Source organism: Labrys sp. (in: a-proteobacteria) (assembly GCF_047605565.1).
Taxonomy (GTDB): domain Bacteria; phylum Pseudomonadota; class Alphaproteobacteria; order Rhizobiales; family Labraceae; genus Labrys; species Labrys neptuniae.
Genome location: NZ_JASGFM010000001.1, coordinates 308,859 through 323,733, shown reverse-complemented (window position 1 = coordinate 323,733; position 14,875 = coordinate 308,859). Strand labels below are relative to the sequence as shown.

Annotated in this window: 12 protein-coding genes; 9 read left to right on the top strand and 3 right to left on the bottom strand. The window is 63.4% G+C overall.

Annotation, left to right across the window (positions count from 1 at the left end):
• Positions 1-8: 8 nt before the first annotated feature.
• Both QM672_RS01545 and QM672_RS01540 read left to right on the top strand, forming a co-directional pair.
• On the top strand, positions 9-539 hold the full coding sequence (locus tag QM672_RS01545) for an L-2-amino-thiazoline-4-carboxylic acid hydrolase (RefSeq protein WP_311944749.1): 531 nt from the start codon (positions 9-11) through the stop codon (positions 537-539).
• Positions 536-1,783 carry a Zn-dependent hydrolase gene (locus QM672_RS01540; protein ID WP_415080426.1) on the top strand — a complete coding sequence of 416 codons (1,248 nt, stop codon included), beginning with the start codon at positions 536-538 and terminating at the stop codon, positions 1,781-1,783. The genes QM672_RS01545 and QM672_RS01540 overlap by 4 nt, the downstream gene beginning before the upstream one ends.
• A gap of 359 nt (positions 1,784-2,142) precedes the next feature.
• Here the strand turns inward: QM672_RS01540 and QM672_RS01535 are convergent, their stop codons facing one another.
• From QM672_RS01535 to QM672_RS01525, 3 genes are all read right to left on the bottom strand, one after another.
• Positions 2,143-3,360 (bottom strand): SGNH/GDSL hydrolase family protein, encoded by a 1,218-nt coding sequence (locus QM672_RS01535; protein ID WP_311944752.1) that lies wholly within the window; start codon positions 3,358-3,360, stop codon positions 2,143-2,145.
• Between the two features lie 387 nt (positions 3,361-3,747).
• Entirely contained in the window at positions 3,748-5,037 is a 1,290-nt protein-coding gene (locus tag QM672_RS01530; RefSeq protein WP_415080425.1) for an NAD(P)/FAD-dependent oxidoreductase, read from the bottom strand.
• A gap of 91 nt (positions 5,038-5,128) precedes the next feature.
• Complete coding sequence (locus tag QM672_RS01525) at positions 5,129-6,562, bottom strand: glutamine synthetase family protein (protein WP_415080424.1); 1,434 nt, start codon at positions 6,560-6,562, stop codon at positions 5,129-5,131.
• Positions 6,563-7,031: 469 nt separating this feature from the next.
• On the opposite strand from QM672_RS01525, the gene QM672_RS01520 reads away from it, so the two are divergent.
• From QM672_RS01520 to QM672_RS01490, 7 genes are all read left to right on the top strand, one after another.
• Positions 7,032-8,219 carry an ABC transporter ATP-binding protein gene (locus QM672_RS01520; RefSeq protein ID WP_367624277.1) on the top strand — a complete coding sequence of 396 codons (1,188 nt, stop codon included), beginning with the start codon at positions 7,032-7,034 and terminating at the stop codon, positions 8,217-8,219.
• A gap of 9 nt (positions 8,220-8,228) precedes the next feature.
• Complete coding sequence (locus QM672_RS01515; protein ID WP_311942457.1) at positions 8,229-9,167, top strand: ABC transporter permease subunit; 939 nt, start codon at positions 8,229-8,231, stop codon at positions 9,165-9,167.
• Entirely contained in the window at positions 9,164-9,982 is an 819-nt protein-coding gene (locus QM672_RS01510; protein ID WP_311942460.1) for an ABC transporter permease subunit, read from the top strand. Before QM672_RS01515 ends, QM672_RS01510 begins: the two co-directional genes overlap by 4 nt.
• 574 nt (positions 9,983-10,556) lie before the next feature.
• Positions 10,557-11,705: an ABC transporter ATP-binding protein gene (locus QM672_RS01505; RefSeq protein WP_415080423.1), complete on the top strand. Its 1,149-nt coding sequence runs from the start codon at positions 10,557-10,559 to the stop codon at positions 11,703-11,705.
• Complete coding sequence (locus QM672_RS01500) at positions 11,702-12,535, top strand: carbohydrate ABC transporter permease (protein WP_394310538.1); 834 nt, start codon at positions 11,702-11,704, stop codon at positions 12,533-12,535. The genes QM672_RS01505 and QM672_RS01500 overlap by 4 nt, the downstream gene beginning before the upstream one ends.
• A 73-nt stretch (positions 12,536-12,608) precedes the next feature.
• Positions 12,609-13,904, top strand: a complete 1,296-nt coding sequence (locus QM672_RS01495; protein WP_415080422.1) for an extracellular solute-binding protein — start codon at positions 12,609-12,611, stop codon at positions 13,902-13,904.
• A 63-nt stretch (positions 13,905-13,967) separates the two neighbouring features.
• Complete coding sequence (locus tag QM672_RS01490) at positions 13,968-14,873, top strand: sugar ABC transporter permease (protein ID WP_311942472.1); 906 nt, start codon at positions 13,968-13,970, stop codon at positions 14,871-14,873.
• Positions 14,874-14,875 lie beyond the last annotated feature (2 nt).

Genomic DNA, 14,875 nt, shown 5'->3' with positions numbered 1-14,875 from the left:
GACAGGTCATGAGTCAGGCGGCAGATCCCGGCCGGGAGGAGAGCGCGAAGGCGGTGATGGAGGGCGAGATCGGCATTCTCGCGCGCCGGCGGATCGAGGCCGGCATCATCGCGCCGATCTATGAGGAAATGCGTGAGCGCCTCGGCGAGGAGCTGGCGCAGTCGATCCTCGATTCCGCCATCCGCAAGGCCGCCATCGAGGCAGGACGCAGCTTTGCCGCCAAGACGCCGGGTGGCACCGATTTGCGCAGTTTCCAGGACCTGCAAGCGCTGTGGACCCAGGACGACGCGCTGGTGATCGAAGTGGTCAAGGCCACCGACACCGAGTTCGACTACAATGTCCATCGCTGCCGCTACGCCGAGACCTACAAGGAAATGGGGCTCGGCAAGATCGGGCACCTGCTGTCCTGCAACCGCGACGGGGTGTTCTGCACCGGCTATGATCCGCGTATCACGCTCGAGCGCACGCAGACGATCATGGACGGCTCCAGCCACTGCAATTTCCGCTACAAGCTGCAAGAAACCGCCAAGGCGGAATGATGGACCAGCCTCTCGCCAGCCGGACGGCCCCGACGCCCCGCATCGATGCGGTGCAGCTCAATGCCGATATCGAGGCCACCGCCCGCTTCGGCGGCACCGGCAATGGCGGCGTCTCCCGCCTCACTCTCACGCCGGAAGACAAGGCCGTCCGGGACTGGTTTGTTGCCCGCTGCATCGAGCTCGGCTGCCGCGTGGACGTCGATCCGATCGGCAACCTGTTCGCGTCCTATCCAGGGCGCAATGCCGCCCTGCCCGTCATCATGACCGGCAGCCACCTCGACACCCAGCCGGGCGGCGGGCGCTATGACGGCGTCCTCGGCGTGCTGGCCGGCCTCGCCGCCCTTCGCGCCCTGAAGAGTTCGGGCATCGTCACCGAACACCCGCTGACCGTGGTGAACTGGACCAATGAGGAAGGCTCGCGCTTTTCCCCGGCCATGTTCGGCTCGGGCGTGCATGCTGGCGCCATCGAGCTCGACGAGGCGCTCGCGGTGCGCGACCGTGCCGGGATCAGCGTCGGCGAGGCTCTCGACGCCATCGGCTATCGCGGCAGCCAGGCCTACAGGCAAACGCCGGCTGCCTATGTCGAGCTCCACATCGAACAGGGACCCGTACTGGAAGCGGAGGGCACCGCGATCGGGGCCGTCACCGGCGTACAGGGCCTGCGCTGGTTCGACGTGGTGATCGAAGGCACCGAATCCCATGCCGGTTCGACGCCGATGGCGAACCGACGCGACGCGTTGACCGCCGCCGCCCGGCTCATCCTTGCTGTCGAGGCGATCGGCCGTGCCCATGCCCCCGGCGTGCTGACGGTCGGCCATGCCGGCATCTCCCCGAATTCCCGCAATGTCGTTCCGGGCCGGGTCAACCTGCAGATCGACATGCGCCATCCCAGCCAAACCGGGCTGGACGCCATGGAAACGGCGCTGCGGCAGGCCGTCGCCGGCCAGGCCGACAGCCGCATCGAGCGGATCTGGGCCAAGCAGCCTGTGGCCTTCGATCCCGCCTGCATCGAGGCTGTTCGCCAGGCAGCCGTGGACTGCGGGTTGTCCTGCCGCGACATCGCGTCCGGCGCCGGTCATGACGCCGCCCATCTGGCGGCCCTCGCCCCGACGGCGATGATCTTCATCCCGTCCCGCGACGGGCTCTCCCACAATGAACGGGAATATTCCTCGCCCCGGCAATGCGCCGATGGCGCCGAGGTACTGCTGCGAACCCTTCTCGAGCTCGACCGACGACTGGCCTGAAGACCACCCTTTCAGGGTGTTTCGAACAAACCCGGAAAGGTTTGTATACGCAGGATAATGCCGCCCCTCACCTTACCTCTCCCCGTAAGAACGGGGCGAGGAGGCGCAAGCGTTGCGACTCGTTCTCGTCGCATTCGTCTCGCCCAATCATCGTGCGAGACCAAAGATTCACCGAACATGACTGGACATCTAAGTCCCCTCGCCCCGTTCTTACGGGGAGAGGTAAGGTGAGGGGCAGCGCGACCTCGACGATCAGACCTGACTCGACTGTGTCAAACACCTTGAAAGGGGTGCGCCTGAAGACCAGCCCCCTGGCCGCGGAACCCGGCAAGATTTGCCGGGGGTTTCGCGCCGTCCTGCTATGGTCTGGGCACCAGTACGCCAAGATCGACCGCCTTGGCCATGGCCTGATAGCCGGCATCGTTGGGATGCAGATGGTCGCCGCAATCATAGGCGGGATTGATATTGTTGGGTTTGCTCGGATCTTCGAGCACCTTGTCGAAATCGATCAGCCCATCCGCCATCTTGTTGGTCCGGATCCAGGCATTGACCTCCTGGCGGATCTTCTCCTTCTCGGGCGTGTAGTAGCCGGAGGTCGGCAGCCCCTTGAAGGTGTCGACGAAGGGCGTGAGGGTCACACCGACGAAACGGATGCCATGGGCGTGAGCCCGGTCGATGATCTGCTTGTAGCCGGCGATCACATCCTCGGCCGTCGGCTCGGGATCGGCCGGGGTGATGGCGTCCTTGCCCGGCCAGCCGATATCGTTGATCCCCATCATCATCACCACGGTCGAAACCCGGGGATGGCTGAGCACCGACATGTCGAAGCGGCTGAGCGCATTGGTGCCCATGCCGTTGGACAGCACGCGATTGCCGGAATAGGCCTCGTTGACCACGGCCACATCGGCATGACCCTCGGCCTGCAGGCGCTCGGCGATATGATCGGGCCAGCGATTGTTCTTGTCCGGCGTGGAGCAGGCCCCGTCGGTGATGGAATCGCCGAAGAACACGATCGCCTTCGACTCCGGCTTGGCCGTGGTCAGGATGCGGCTGAGCAGCAGGCGCGATTTGTTGGTGCTGGCGGCGGTGAAATCGGCATCCTTGGTCTTGTCGCCCGGTCCAGAGACGTAGCCGGTCTGCACGCCGTCCCAATGGACCGAGGTGATGCCGGCACGCTTGGGCAAATAGAAGCTGACCGCGAGATTCGACAGGGCCTTGACCGACAGGTCCACGGGGTCGCTGACCAGCGGTGCACCGGGCGGGATCACGGCCGAGGGCTTGCCACCGAAGGTCAAGGGCTTCACCGAGCCTTCGTCGATGGCGCTGCCTCCCTTGGACAGGGCCACGCTGGCCGAACCGATCGTCACCGGGCGCGTGCCGAACTCGTTGGAGATGACCACACGCACCTGCTCGCCGCCGACGCTGATGCGGGCGATCTGGCGCACGGTCTGATCGCCCAGGACTTCGGGCACGTCGAAGGGCGCCGGCAATTCCTCCGCCCAGCGCGGGGCGGGCGTGGCTGCCCAGGTGGTGATCCAGGGCTCGGAGCCTTGCGCATGGGCCGGGACCGCAGCCAAGGTCAGCGCCCCCGCGACAAATGAAGTCCTGACTGCCCATCCGATCAATCGCGCAGGCAAAATCCGATGCATACTCGATCGAGTCTCATAATAATCCAAATAGGAAACCATGGCGCTTTCCATCCCGCTTTGACAATATTGTAAAGTGACGTTGTCTTGATTGCGTATAGAGAAGAAGCATCCGACATCGCAGCGCGGAAGACTTCCGAAGCACCGGGAGACTGTGATTTTTTCCTGGATCTTGCAAGCCGGATACCGAGCGGCATGCTCATGATCGCCCGATCGCCAAAAGCGTCTTTGAGAATTGGCTCGACGGTAACGGCAAAACCGCGTCGGAACGGGAACCAGGCAAATACGCGCCCCCGCCTGAACACGCTTTGCAAGGGTTTAGAGCCGGTCTCTCAGCGCATAATAGCTCATGCCGGCGACCAGGGTCGGCCAGCGCAGCAGGCGCCCGCCTGGGAAAGGCGGCGTCGGCAGGGCGGCGAGGCGATCGAATTCGCCCAGGGTCGCGGCGGTGACATCCGCCAGGATCTTGCCGAAATAGGGCGCGAGCATCACGCCCTGCCCGGAATAGCCCGAGGCCGTCAGTACGTTGGGCGCCAGCCGCCGCACGAAGGGCAGGCGCGTGGTGGTGATGCCGAGCGTGCCACCCCAGGCATAGTCGATGCGCTTGTTTTCGAGCTGCGGGAAGACCTTGAGCATGCGCTTGCGCACGAAGGCCTTCATGTCCGACGGAAAGCCCGAGCGATAGTTCTCGCCGCCGCCGAAGAGCAGGCGCCGGTCCGCCGACAGGCGATAGTAGTTCACCACGAAGCGGCTGTCGGCGACGGCATAGTCGTTGGCGATCAAGGCCCTGGCTTCATTGTCCGAGAAAGGCTCGGTCGCCAGGATGAAATTGTTGATCGGCATCACCCGCGCCTCGGTATGGGCGTCCAGCCCCGAGAGATAGCCATCGCCGGCGAGGATCAGCCAGTCGGCGGAAACGCTGCCTTGCGCCGTGCGGATCACCGCCTTGCTGCCCTCCGCCCGATAGCTGACGGCTCGCGAGCGCTCGAAAATCCGTACCCCGGCATCAAGGGCCGCCGCCCCCAGCCCCAATGCCAGGTTCAGGGGGTGCAGGTGGCCGCCATCATGATCGACGAAGCCGCCATAATAGCCGCTGGCGCCGAGGACGGCATCCAGTTCGGCCTTGCCGATCGCCTCGACCTTGTCATAGCCATAGACGGTCCTCAGCTTCTCCGCATAGGCATGCGACATCGCCACATAGTTTGGTTTGTGGTCGGCGATCAGGATGCCCTGCTTGTAGTCGCAGGCGATCCGGTGCCTGGAGATCAGGCCCTTGAGATGGGCCTTGGCGTCCTCGGCCATGCGCCATAACGCCTTGGCGCCGTCCAGGCCGACCAGTTTCTCCAGATAGTCCTGGTCACGGCGCTGGCCCGAATGAACCTGGCCGCCATTGCGCCCCGAGGCCCCCGAGCCGATCTCGGCCGCCTCGAGCACGATGACCGACAGCCCTTTTTCGGCGAAGGCGAGCGCAGCACCGAGCCCGGTATAGCCGGCACCGACGATGCAGACATCGGCGCGTTCCTCGCCCAGAAGCCGAGGCTGGACCGGCAGGCGGTTGGCGGTGGCGGTGTAATAGGAATTGGCCGGATGGCCGGTGTTGTCGGTCATGATCTCTCAGGGGCGGGGTCTTCAGACCCGCCTTTCCAGCAGCCTTTGGCGATTTCCGGCGAAGAGGCGGGTCCGAAGACCCGCCGCCATGCTAGACGTTCAGGAGCAGATGCTCGCGTTCCCAGGGGCTGATCACCTTCATGAAGGTCTCGTATTCCTGGCGCTTGATCGCGGCATAGGCGGTGACGAAGGACGAGCCCATCACCTGCCGGATCTCCTCGCTCTCATCCATCTCCGCGACCGCCTCGAGCAGGCTTTGCGGCAGTTCGAAATCGCGGTTCTTGGCATCCGATTCGATCGGTGACGTCGCCTCCAGTTCCTCGGTCATGCCGAGATAGCCGGCGGCCAGGCTCGCGGCGATGGCGAGATAGGGATTGGCATCCGAGGAAGGCACCCGGTTCTCGACGCGCCGTGCGTCGGGGCCCGAGGGCGGCACGCGCAGGCCCGCCGTGCGGTTGTCGTAGCCCCACTGCACGTTGATCGGCGCCATGGAATCGCGCGTCAGCCGGCGATAGGAGTTCACATAGGGTGCCAGCATGCACATGATCGCCGGCAGATATTTCTGCTGGCCGGCCAGGAAGGAGAAGAACAGCGGGGTCGGGCCGCCGGTCTCCGGATCGGAGAAGATGTTCTGGCCGCTCTCGGCATCGACGATCGACTGGTGGATATGCAGCGCCGAGCCCGGCTCGCCCGACATGGGCTTGGCCATGAAGGTGGCGTAGATCTTGTGCTGGAGCGAGGCCTCGCGGATGGTGCGCTTGAACAGGAAGACCTGGTCGGCCAGTTCCAGCGGGTCGCCATGGCGCAGATTGATCTCCATCTGGGCCACGCCGTCCTCGTGGATCAGCGTGTCGATCTCCAGGCCCTGATGTTCGGAATATTTGTAGATGTCCTCGAACAGGGCGTCGAATTCGTTGACGGCCGAAATCGAATAGCCCTGCCGGCCGAGTTCCGGGCGGCCCGAACGGCCGATCGGCGGTTTGAGCGGATAATCGGGATCGGTGTTGGGCTCGACCAGATAGAACTCGATCTCGGGCGCCACCACCGGCTGCCAGCCCTTCTTGCGATAGAGCTCGCGGACACGGCGCAGCACCTGGCGCGGCGCCTGCTCGACGGGACGGCCGTCACGCGTCATCGCGTCGTGGATGACCTGGGCGGTCGGATCCATCGCCCAGGGCACGGCGGTCAGGGTCGACCAATCCGGCTGCATGAACATGTCGGTATCGGCTTCCACGGCATCGACCAGCCCGTCATAGGCCGGATATTCGCCGGTGATGCACTGATAGAAGATCGAAAGCGGCAGGTTCATCACCGGCGAGGTCAGGAATTTCGACACCGGCATGATCTTGCCGCGGGCCACCCCGCCCTGGTCGGGAACCAGGCATTCGATCTCCTCGATGTCCCGGGCGCGGAACCAATCCTTCGCGCTCTCCACACCGGAGATGCCACGCGCGGATTCGATATCCGGCACGCCAGAATGCTCGGGCTTGTCTGACTTCTTCTTTTTGCTCATCGTCGCACACATGCGGCTTCCACCCCGCAGGAAGTGCGGAGCGGCGACCCGAAACACGCGCCGGCGACCTGTTTGACGGCCCACCAGGCAGATTTCTCTTGATCGAGCCAGCGGCCCGATCGAGAGAAATCTGCAAGATATCAAATATTTGCAGAGTTTCCCGGCAAGGCCCATCCGAGGGCCTTACCGGGAAACTCTGCCTAGGAAGCCATCACGCGACTAACCTCCGGTTCGGGCCCTTGGTTTAGGAGGGCGGAGGCGCACGCGCCGCGCATCGGGGAAGACGCGCAAAAGAGGCATCGGTGGACCGACGCTGGCGCCACACTGCCTTTAGCGGCATGTAAAAGTCAATCGGAACGGCCAAAAAATGTGATCACAAAAAATGTGATCACATTTTTGCTCGGAATCGCATTTCCCCTGTAGACCGCCGCCGACTTCCCGGTTTAGGCTGCAATCAATCACCACAAACAGATGGGATACCATGTCTGATACAGGCGGGGGCGGCGCCACGGCGCCCGTGAAGTCGCAGAAGGCGATCGGGGGCGTTCGCCGCAAATTCCAGCCCTGGGCCGATCCAAAGGAAGTCCCCCTCATCCGCTTCGAGAACGTCACCAAACGCTTCGGCGATTTCGTGGCAGTGAACGAGGTTTCGCTCGACATCCACCCCCGCGAATTCTTCTCCCTGCTCGGTCCATCGGGCTGCGGCAAGACCACCTTGATGCGCATGCTGGCCGGCTTCGAGCAGCCGACGAGCGGGCGCATCACGCTGGCGGGAAAGGATCTCGCCGGCGTGCCGCCCTATGAGCGGCCCGTGAACATGATGTTCCAGTCCTATGCCCTGTTCCCGCATATGAGCGTGGCTGACAACATCGCCTTCGGCCTGAAGATGGACAAGATGCCCAAGGCCGAGATCGAGACCCGCGTCGGGCAGATGCTGAAACTGGTCAAGCTGGAGAAATTCGCCACCCGCAAGCCGCACCAGCTCTCGGGCGGCCAGCGGCAGCGTGTCGCCCTCGCCCGTGCCGTCGCCAAGCAGCCCAAAGTGCTGCTGCTCGACGAGCCGCTCGGCGCCCTCGACAAGAAACTGCGCGAGGAAACCCAGTTCGAGTTGATGGACATCCAGGTCGAGCTCGGCATCACCTTCGTCATCGTCACGCACGACCAGGAAGAGGCGATGACGATGTCCGACCGCATCGCCGTGATGGACCATGGCAAGCTGGTACAGGTGGCTCCGCCCGGTGAGATCTACGAGCAGCCCAATTCCCGCTATGTCGCCGACTTCATCGGCAATATCAACATCCTCGAGGGCAAGGTTTCCTCGCAGAACGGCAGTTCCCTCACCATAACCTCCCACGCCAGCCAGAGCTTCAGCGTGGACAGTGCGGAGGCCTGCTCGGTGGGCCAGAACGTCTTCCTCGCCATTCGTCCCGAAAAGATGCGGATCTCGCTCGATCCGCCCGCGACGCCCGGCAATTCGCTGGCAGGCGAGGTCTTCGACATCGGCTATCTCGGCGACTGGACCAACTACCTCGTCGACATTGCCGGCACCGGCCAGCGCATCCGGGTGTCGCAGGCCAATATGAGCCGCTTCGTCGAGCGCCCGATCACCTGGGAAGACAAGGTCCATGTCAGCTTTGCGCCGGATGCCGGCGTCGTCCTGACCAAATAGGAGGGCGACATGGCTGACAAGACCCGCAAGGGCTTCTTCTCCGGGCGCACCGGAGTGATCGCCATCCCCTATCTATGGCTGACGATCTTCTTCGCCCTGCCCTTCCTGATGGTGCTGAAAATCTCGCTCAGCCAGACTGCGCTGGGACAGCCGCCCTATACGCCGACCTTCGATTTCGATTGGACCTGGCAGAGCATTGCCAGCTTCGTTTCCGAGCTGAACCTCGACAATTACTGGACGATGTTCAACATCTGGGGCGAGGATGGCGATACGCTCTATCTGAAGGCTTACCTGTCCAGCGTGGCGATCGCCTTCGTCTCGACGATCCTTCTGCTGATCATCGGCTATCCCATCGCCTATGGCATGGCGCGCGCCCCCAAGAGCATCCGCCCGACCCTGCTGATGCTGGTGATCCTGCCGTTCTGGACCTCGTTCCTGATCCGCGTCTATGCTTGGATCGGCATTCTCAAGCCGGAAGGACTGCTCAACCTGGTGCTGATCAAGCTCGGCATCATCTCCGAGCCCCTGCAGATCCTCAACACCAATTGGGCGATCTTCATCGGCATCGTCTATTCCTATCTGCCCTTCATGATCCTGCCGCTCTATTCGACCCTGGAGAAGATGGATCACACCCTGCTGGAAGCGGCTGCCGATCTCGGCTGCAAGCCGATCAAGGCCTTCTGGCTGGTGACCTTCCCGCTCTCCCTGCCCGGCGTGATCGCCGGCTGTATGCTCTGCTTCATCCCGGCCGTGGGCGAGTTCGTCATCCCGGACCTGCTCGGCGGCTCATCCACGCTGATGATCGGCAAGCAGATGTGGGACCTGTTCTTCTCGAACCGCGACTGGCCGGCGGCCTCTGCCGTTGCCGTGATCCTTCTGATCATCCTGGTCGTGCCGATCACCTATTATCAGCACAGCCAGGCCAAGGCGCTGGAGACCGACCGATGAAACAAGGCTCTTCCTGGTTCAACATGACCTCGGTCGCCCTCGGCCTCGCCTTCCTCTATCTGCCGATCGTGATCCTGGTGATCTACTCCTTCAACGACTCCAAGCTGGTGACGGTCTGGGGCGGCTGGTCGACACGCTGGTATGTCGAACTTTTCCACGACGAAGCCTTCATGAACGCCGCCAAAATCACCCTGATCGTGGCCGCGGTCTCGGCCACCATCGCCACCATACTCGGCACGCTCGCCGCCGTAGTCCTGGTGCGCATGGGGCGCTTCCGTGGCCGCATGACCTTCTCGGCCATGGTCTATGCGCCGCTGGTGATGCCCGAGATCATCATCGGCCTGTCGCTCCTCTTGTTCTTCATCTCGATGGGCGTCGATCGCGGCTTCTGGACCATCACCCTCGCCCATGTCACGCTCACCATGTGCTTCGTCACCGTGGTGGTGCAATCGCGCCTGCTCAGCTTCGACCGTTCCATCGAGGAGGCGGCCCTGGATCTGGGCTGCCATCCCTTCAAGGCCTTCTTCCTGATTACACTGCCGATCATTGCGCCGGCGGTGATCTCGGGCTGGATGCTGGCCTTCACCCTATCGCTGGACGATCTCGTGCTCGCCAGCTTCACCTCGGGTCCGGGCTGGAACACGCTGCCGATGCGCATCTATTCCTCCGTCCGCCTCGGCGTGACGCCGGAAATCAACGCCGCCTGCACGCTGATGCTGGCCGTGGTCGCCCTCGGCGTGGTGGCCGCCGCCATCTATACCAGCCGGGCCGAAAGGGAGCGTGAGCGCGCGGAAAGGCTGGCCGCGGCCGGCTGACCCCGTCCAATCCATTATCCGAGAGGTTCAGGCCCTCGCCCCATCCACGGGGCGGGGGCCTTCTCGTTTGCCCCTTCCGGGCATGTGGCCCATCCCTAGAGCAAAGCGCGTTCAAGCGTGAACGCTTATGTGCTCCAACTCCTTGTTCCCAAGCCAATCCAAAGGATTGGCTAAGGCGTCTTTGCGATTCTTGGTGATTCCACCAAATCGCAAAACGGTCTGGCTCGATCCGCGTCGGCACCTGTCAATTAACGACTCCAATCAAACATTTTCTAACACAATCGCTCTTGCGATGTTATATTTTGTTGAATAGCATGGCACTCAATCGGCGGAATCGACACGCCTTTCCGTAGGCGCATTCGAGTCCAGACCAGAAAAAAGCGATCATATCCGTCATTTTCTCAGTGGTTATTGCCTTTTCTCTCAGAATTGGCGCAGTCCAGCCGAGAGATGACGGGTTTGATCGCCATGGGGAAACTGAACATTGGCGTTGGAAACAGTTATTGATCATGTTTGATTCTGTTCTTTTCCGCATCACGATGCTTGCCCCTCTCGCAGCGCGCTAGGAAGCACCATGGCGTCCATCGAACTCGACCACGTCTCCAAGCTCTACGCCAATGGCGCCTATGGCGTACGCGATGTCGACCTGACGATTCCGGACGGCGAGTTCGTCATTTTTCTCGGCCCATCCGGCTGCGGCAAGTCGACCACCTTGCGCATGATCGCCGGGCTCGAAGGTATTTCCTCCGGCGATTTGCGTATCGGCGGCAAGAGCATGACCCATGTCGCCCCGCGCGACCGCAACATCGCCGTGGTGTTCCAGAGCTACGCCCTCTATCCGCATATGAGCGTGCGCCAGAACATGGCCTTCGGCCTGAAGATGCGCGGCGTCGACGCCTCCACCATCGATGCCAAGATCGCCGACGCCGCCCAGCTGCTCGGCCTGCAGAACCTGCTCGGCCGCAAGCCGGCCGCGCTTTCGGGCGGTCAGCGCCAACGCGTCGCCCTGGGACGGGCCATCGTGCGCGAGCCCGCCGCCTTCCTGCTCGACGAACCGCTCTCCAACCTCGATGCCCAGCTACGGGCCGAGATGCGGCTCGAACTGATCAAGCTCCATCGCCGCCTCGGCCGTACCATCGTGCATGTCACCCATGACCAGGTCGAGGCGATGACGATGGGCGACCGCATCTGCATCATGCGCGAGGGCCGGCTGGTCCAGGCCGGACGCCCGCTCGAGGTCTACGCCAATCCGGCCAACACCTTCGTCGCCCGCTTCCTGGCGACCCCGCCCATGAACCTCATTCCGGCCAGGCTGGAGAGCGTGTCGGCGGAAGTCCTTGTGGCGGTGACGGATGCCGGCGCCAGGTTAGCCGTGCCGGCCCGCCACCATGTCGCCTATGGCGATCATGCCGGCCACCGGGTGATCCTGGGCATCCGGGCCGAGGACTTCTACGAAACTCGGCAGCATCCCGACTGGCAGAAAATCACGATCCGCGTGGTCGCCATCGAAGCCCTCGGCGCCGAGAACATCCTGATCGGCCAGATCGCCGGAGAAGGCGGGACCGGGGACAAGCCGCTGGAGATCGCGGCCCGGCTCGGGCGCAACTTCACCGCCCCGATCGGCTCGACGGTGGAGCTCTATGTCGACGCCCTGCCGATGCATCTGTTCGATCCCGAAACCGAGCAGGTGATCGCCAGGCCGGCGCTGACGGGAGGGGCATGACGACGATGCGCAGCGACAGTGAGACCATTCCCTTCCGCCGGCGCTTCGGCCTGCATTTCGGCCTCTGCCTCGTCTGCGCTCTCATCCTGTTGCCGCCGCTTTGGGTACTCAGGACCAGCTTCCTGCCCGAGCAGCTCTCCTACAGCAGCGAGCTGATGCCGGCCTTCACCACCGAGAATTATGCGGCGCTGATCTCCAGCCGCTTCGGCGGCTCCTATCTCAACAGCCTCGTCGTGGCACTCGGTTCGGTGCTGGTCGCCCTGCCCTTCGCGGCGACCACCGGTTATGCCTTCGCCCGCTTCCGCACTGGCGGGCGCTGGGCACGCTTCATCGTCCTGGCCACCCAGATGCTGCCGCCGGTGGCGCTCGTGCTGCCGACCTTCACGCTCTTCCGCAGCCTGGAACTCTCCAACTCGCTGACCGGGCTGATCATCGTCTATGCCGCCCTCAACCTGCCCTTCCTGACCTGGATCCTGATGGGCTTCTTCGAGGGCGTGCCTGTTGATCTCGAATGGGCCGCCATGACCGACGGCGCCACCGCCTGGGGCGCGTTCTGGCGCATCGTGCTGCCGGTGTCGCTGCCCGGCATCGCCGCCGCCGGCGTGCTCGGCTTCATCCTGGCCTGGAACGAATTCCTGTTCGCCCTGGTGCTGAGCGGCCCGACCACGGCGACGATACCGGTGGCGCTCGCCGCGCTGCAGACCTCCAACGGCGTGCAGATCGCCAAGGTCTCGGCCGGCGTCATCCTCGCCATCCTGCCTCTGGTGATCGCCTCGCGCTTCATCCAGCGCTTCATCGTCCAGGGCCTGACTTTCGGTAGCGTCAAATAGACCGGCAACACGGAGAGCGGCGGCCAAATCTCAAATAAGGATGGCCGCACATTACAGAGAGAGGGATAGAGCCATGATCTGGAACGAGAACCGCCTGAAGACGACCCTGCTGGCGGCCGCCGGCGCGGCGATGCTGCTGGGGGCATCGCTGTCGTCGGCCGCCGCCGAGACCGTCACCCTGCGCGCCTTGATGGAAGACGTGCCGGAGACCAAGATCATCGAGGCGCTGCTGCCGGAATTCGAGCAGAAGACCGGCATCAAGGTCGAGTTCGAGAAGATCGGCTATCCCGATATGCACGACAAGCTGGTGGCCCAGCTCACCGGGCCGCAAAGCTACTACAACCTGCTCGAAGTCGACTTCCTCTGGGCCGGCGAATTCCCGGCTGCGAACTGGCTGGTGGACCTCAAGCCCCTGGTCGAGAAGAGCAAATACGACCTCGGAGCCTTCATCCCCTCCACCATCGAGTTGCTCGGCGGCAGCCAGGACAAGCTCAACCTGGTACCCATGTACAATTATTCGATGGGCCTGCTCTATCGAAAGGATCTTCTCGCCGACGAGAAGCTGAAGGCGGCCTATAAGAGCGCCACCGGCAAGGAGCTCGCCTTGCCGACCTCGCTGGAAGACTACGTCGCGATCTCCAAATTCATGAAGGCCAACGCCAAGGTCGCCGGCGCGGCGATGCAGGGCCAGCGCGGCGATCCCAACAGCATGGAATTTTCCAACTACCTGTTCTCGGCGGGCGGGGCCTATCGCGATGCCGCCGGAAAGGCCAGCCTGAACACGCCGGAAGCCAAGAAGGCGCTCGACCTCTATGTCGACAACATCCAGAACGGCGCGCAGCAAGGCGCGACCTCGGCCACGCTCGACGACACCATGCGGCTGATGTGCTCGGGCGCGGCCTTCTCGATGGTGACCTATTGGTGGATGCTGCCGCAGATGGACGATGCCGCCAAATGCCCGACGGTTGCCGGCAAGGTCGGCCTTGCGGTGATGCCTGGCGGCCATGGCGAGAGCGGGGGCTGGGGCTGGGGCATTCCCAAGAACACCACGCCGGAAGAGCAGGAAGCGGCCTGGACCTTCATCCAGTGGGTGCAGAGCAAGGAGGTCTCGGTGAAGCGGGCCCTGCAGGGCCACGCCCCTGTGCGCTCCGACGTCTACAAGGATGCCGAGGTGCTGAAGAAATACCCCTTCTACCAGACGGCCGAGTCCGTGGTGGCGAGCGGCAAGTCCTTCCCGATCTTCACCTATTCGGCCCAGTACGAGGATGTGCTCGGCACGCAGCTCTCGCTTGCGGCCGGCGGCCAGGCGACCTCCGAGGCGGCGCTGAAGGCAGCCTCCGATGGCTTGCAACAACTGCTCGACAAGTGACCTTGCCCCGGCGCGGCCTTCGAGCCGCGTCGGTTCTGCCCAATTGACAGAACGGTGCGACAGATGAGCGTGATGGGATTGGCTGGACGCAGCCGGGAATGGCGGATCGGATGGGCTTTCGCCCTGCCCGGCCTCCTGCTGCTCGCCATCGTGATGGGTTTTCCGCTGGTCTATGCCTGCATCCTGTCGATCTCATCGATGACGCTGATCAAGCCCAGCCTGATGCCGCTGGTCGGCTTCAAGAACTTCGCGTCGATGCTGGCCGATCCGCTGTTCTGGAATGCCCTCTGGCTTACCGTACGCTATTCGGCCATCACGGTGATCGGCGAGTTCGTCATCGGGCTCGGCATCGCCCTGATGCTCAACCGCACCGTGCACATGAAGCCGGTCTATTTCGCCATCCTCACCATTCCGATGGCGATGTCGCCGATCTCGGTCGCCCTGATCTGGCGCATGTTGCTGCAGCCCAATCTCGGCATCGCCAACCATCTGATGGAGAGCTTCGGCCTGCCCCGGCTCGATTGGCTGGGCACGCCGGGCATGGCACTGTGGACGATGGCGGCCATCGACATCTGGCAGCAGATGTCCTTCGTGGTGCTGATCCTGGCTGCGGGCCTTGCCGCCCTGCCGCGCGACCCCTACGAGGCCGCCGAGGTCGACGGTGCCAGGGCCTGGCAGCAGTTCTTCTACATCACCCTGCCGATGCTGCGGCCGGTGGCGGCCATCACCGTCATCATCCAGCTCATCAACGAATTCCGCACCTATGACCTGCCCTATGTGCTCACCAAGGGGGGGCCGGGCAACGCCACGGAGGTGCTTAGTTTCTTCGCCTATCGCCGGGCCTTTCTCGGCCTGTCGCTCAACGAGGGAGCGGCAGCGGCCTTCGTGCTCCTGGTGATCGTGCTCGTCCTCACGGTGATCTTCTTCGCCGTACTGGAACGCTCACAGGCCGGCGAAGGCGGGCGCTGAAG

Coding starts and splice junctions, on each gene's coding strand:
- QM672_RS01545 (WP_311944749.1), top strand. CDS start 9: ATGAGTCAGGCGGCAGATCCCGGCCGGGAGGAGAGCGCGAAGGCGGTG.
- QM672_RS01540 (WP_415080426.1), top strand. CDS start 536: ATGATGGACCAGCCTCTCGCCAGCCGGACGGCCCCGACGCCCCGCATC.
- QM672_RS01530 (WP_415080425.1), bottom strand. CDS start 5,037: ATGACCGACAACACCGGCCATCCGGCCAATTCCTATTACACCGCCACC.
- QM672_RS01525 (WP_415080424.1), bottom strand. CDS start 6,562: ATGTGTGCGACGATGAGCAAAAAGAAGAAGTCAGACAAGCCCGAGCAT.
- QM672_RS01520 (WP_367624277.1), top strand. CDS start 7,032: ATGTCTGATACAGGCGGGGGCGGCGCCACGGCGCCCGTGAAGTCGCAG.
- QM672_RS01515 (WP_311942457.1), top strand. CDS start 8,229: ATGGCTGACAAGACCCGCAAGGGCTTCTTCTCCGGGCGCACCGGAGTG.
- QM672_RS01510 (WP_311942460.1), top strand. CDS start 9,164: ATGAAACAAGGCTCTTCCTGGTTCAACATGACCTCGGTCGCCCTCGGC.
- QM672_RS01505 (WP_415080423.1), top strand. CDS start 10,557: ATGGCGTCCATCGAACTCGACCACGTCTCCAAGCTCTACGCCAATGGC.
- QM672_RS01500 (WP_394310538.1), top strand. CDS start 11,702: ATGACGACGATGCGCAGCGACAGTGAGACCATTCCCTTCCGCCGGCGC.
- QM672_RS01495 (WP_415080422.1), top strand. CDS start 12,609: ATGATCTGGAACGAGAACCGCCTGAAGACGACCCTGCTGGCGGCCGCC.
- QM672_RS01490 (WP_311942472.1), top strand. CDS start 13,968: ATGAGCGTGATGGGATTGGCTGGACGCAGCCGGGAATGGCGGATCGGA.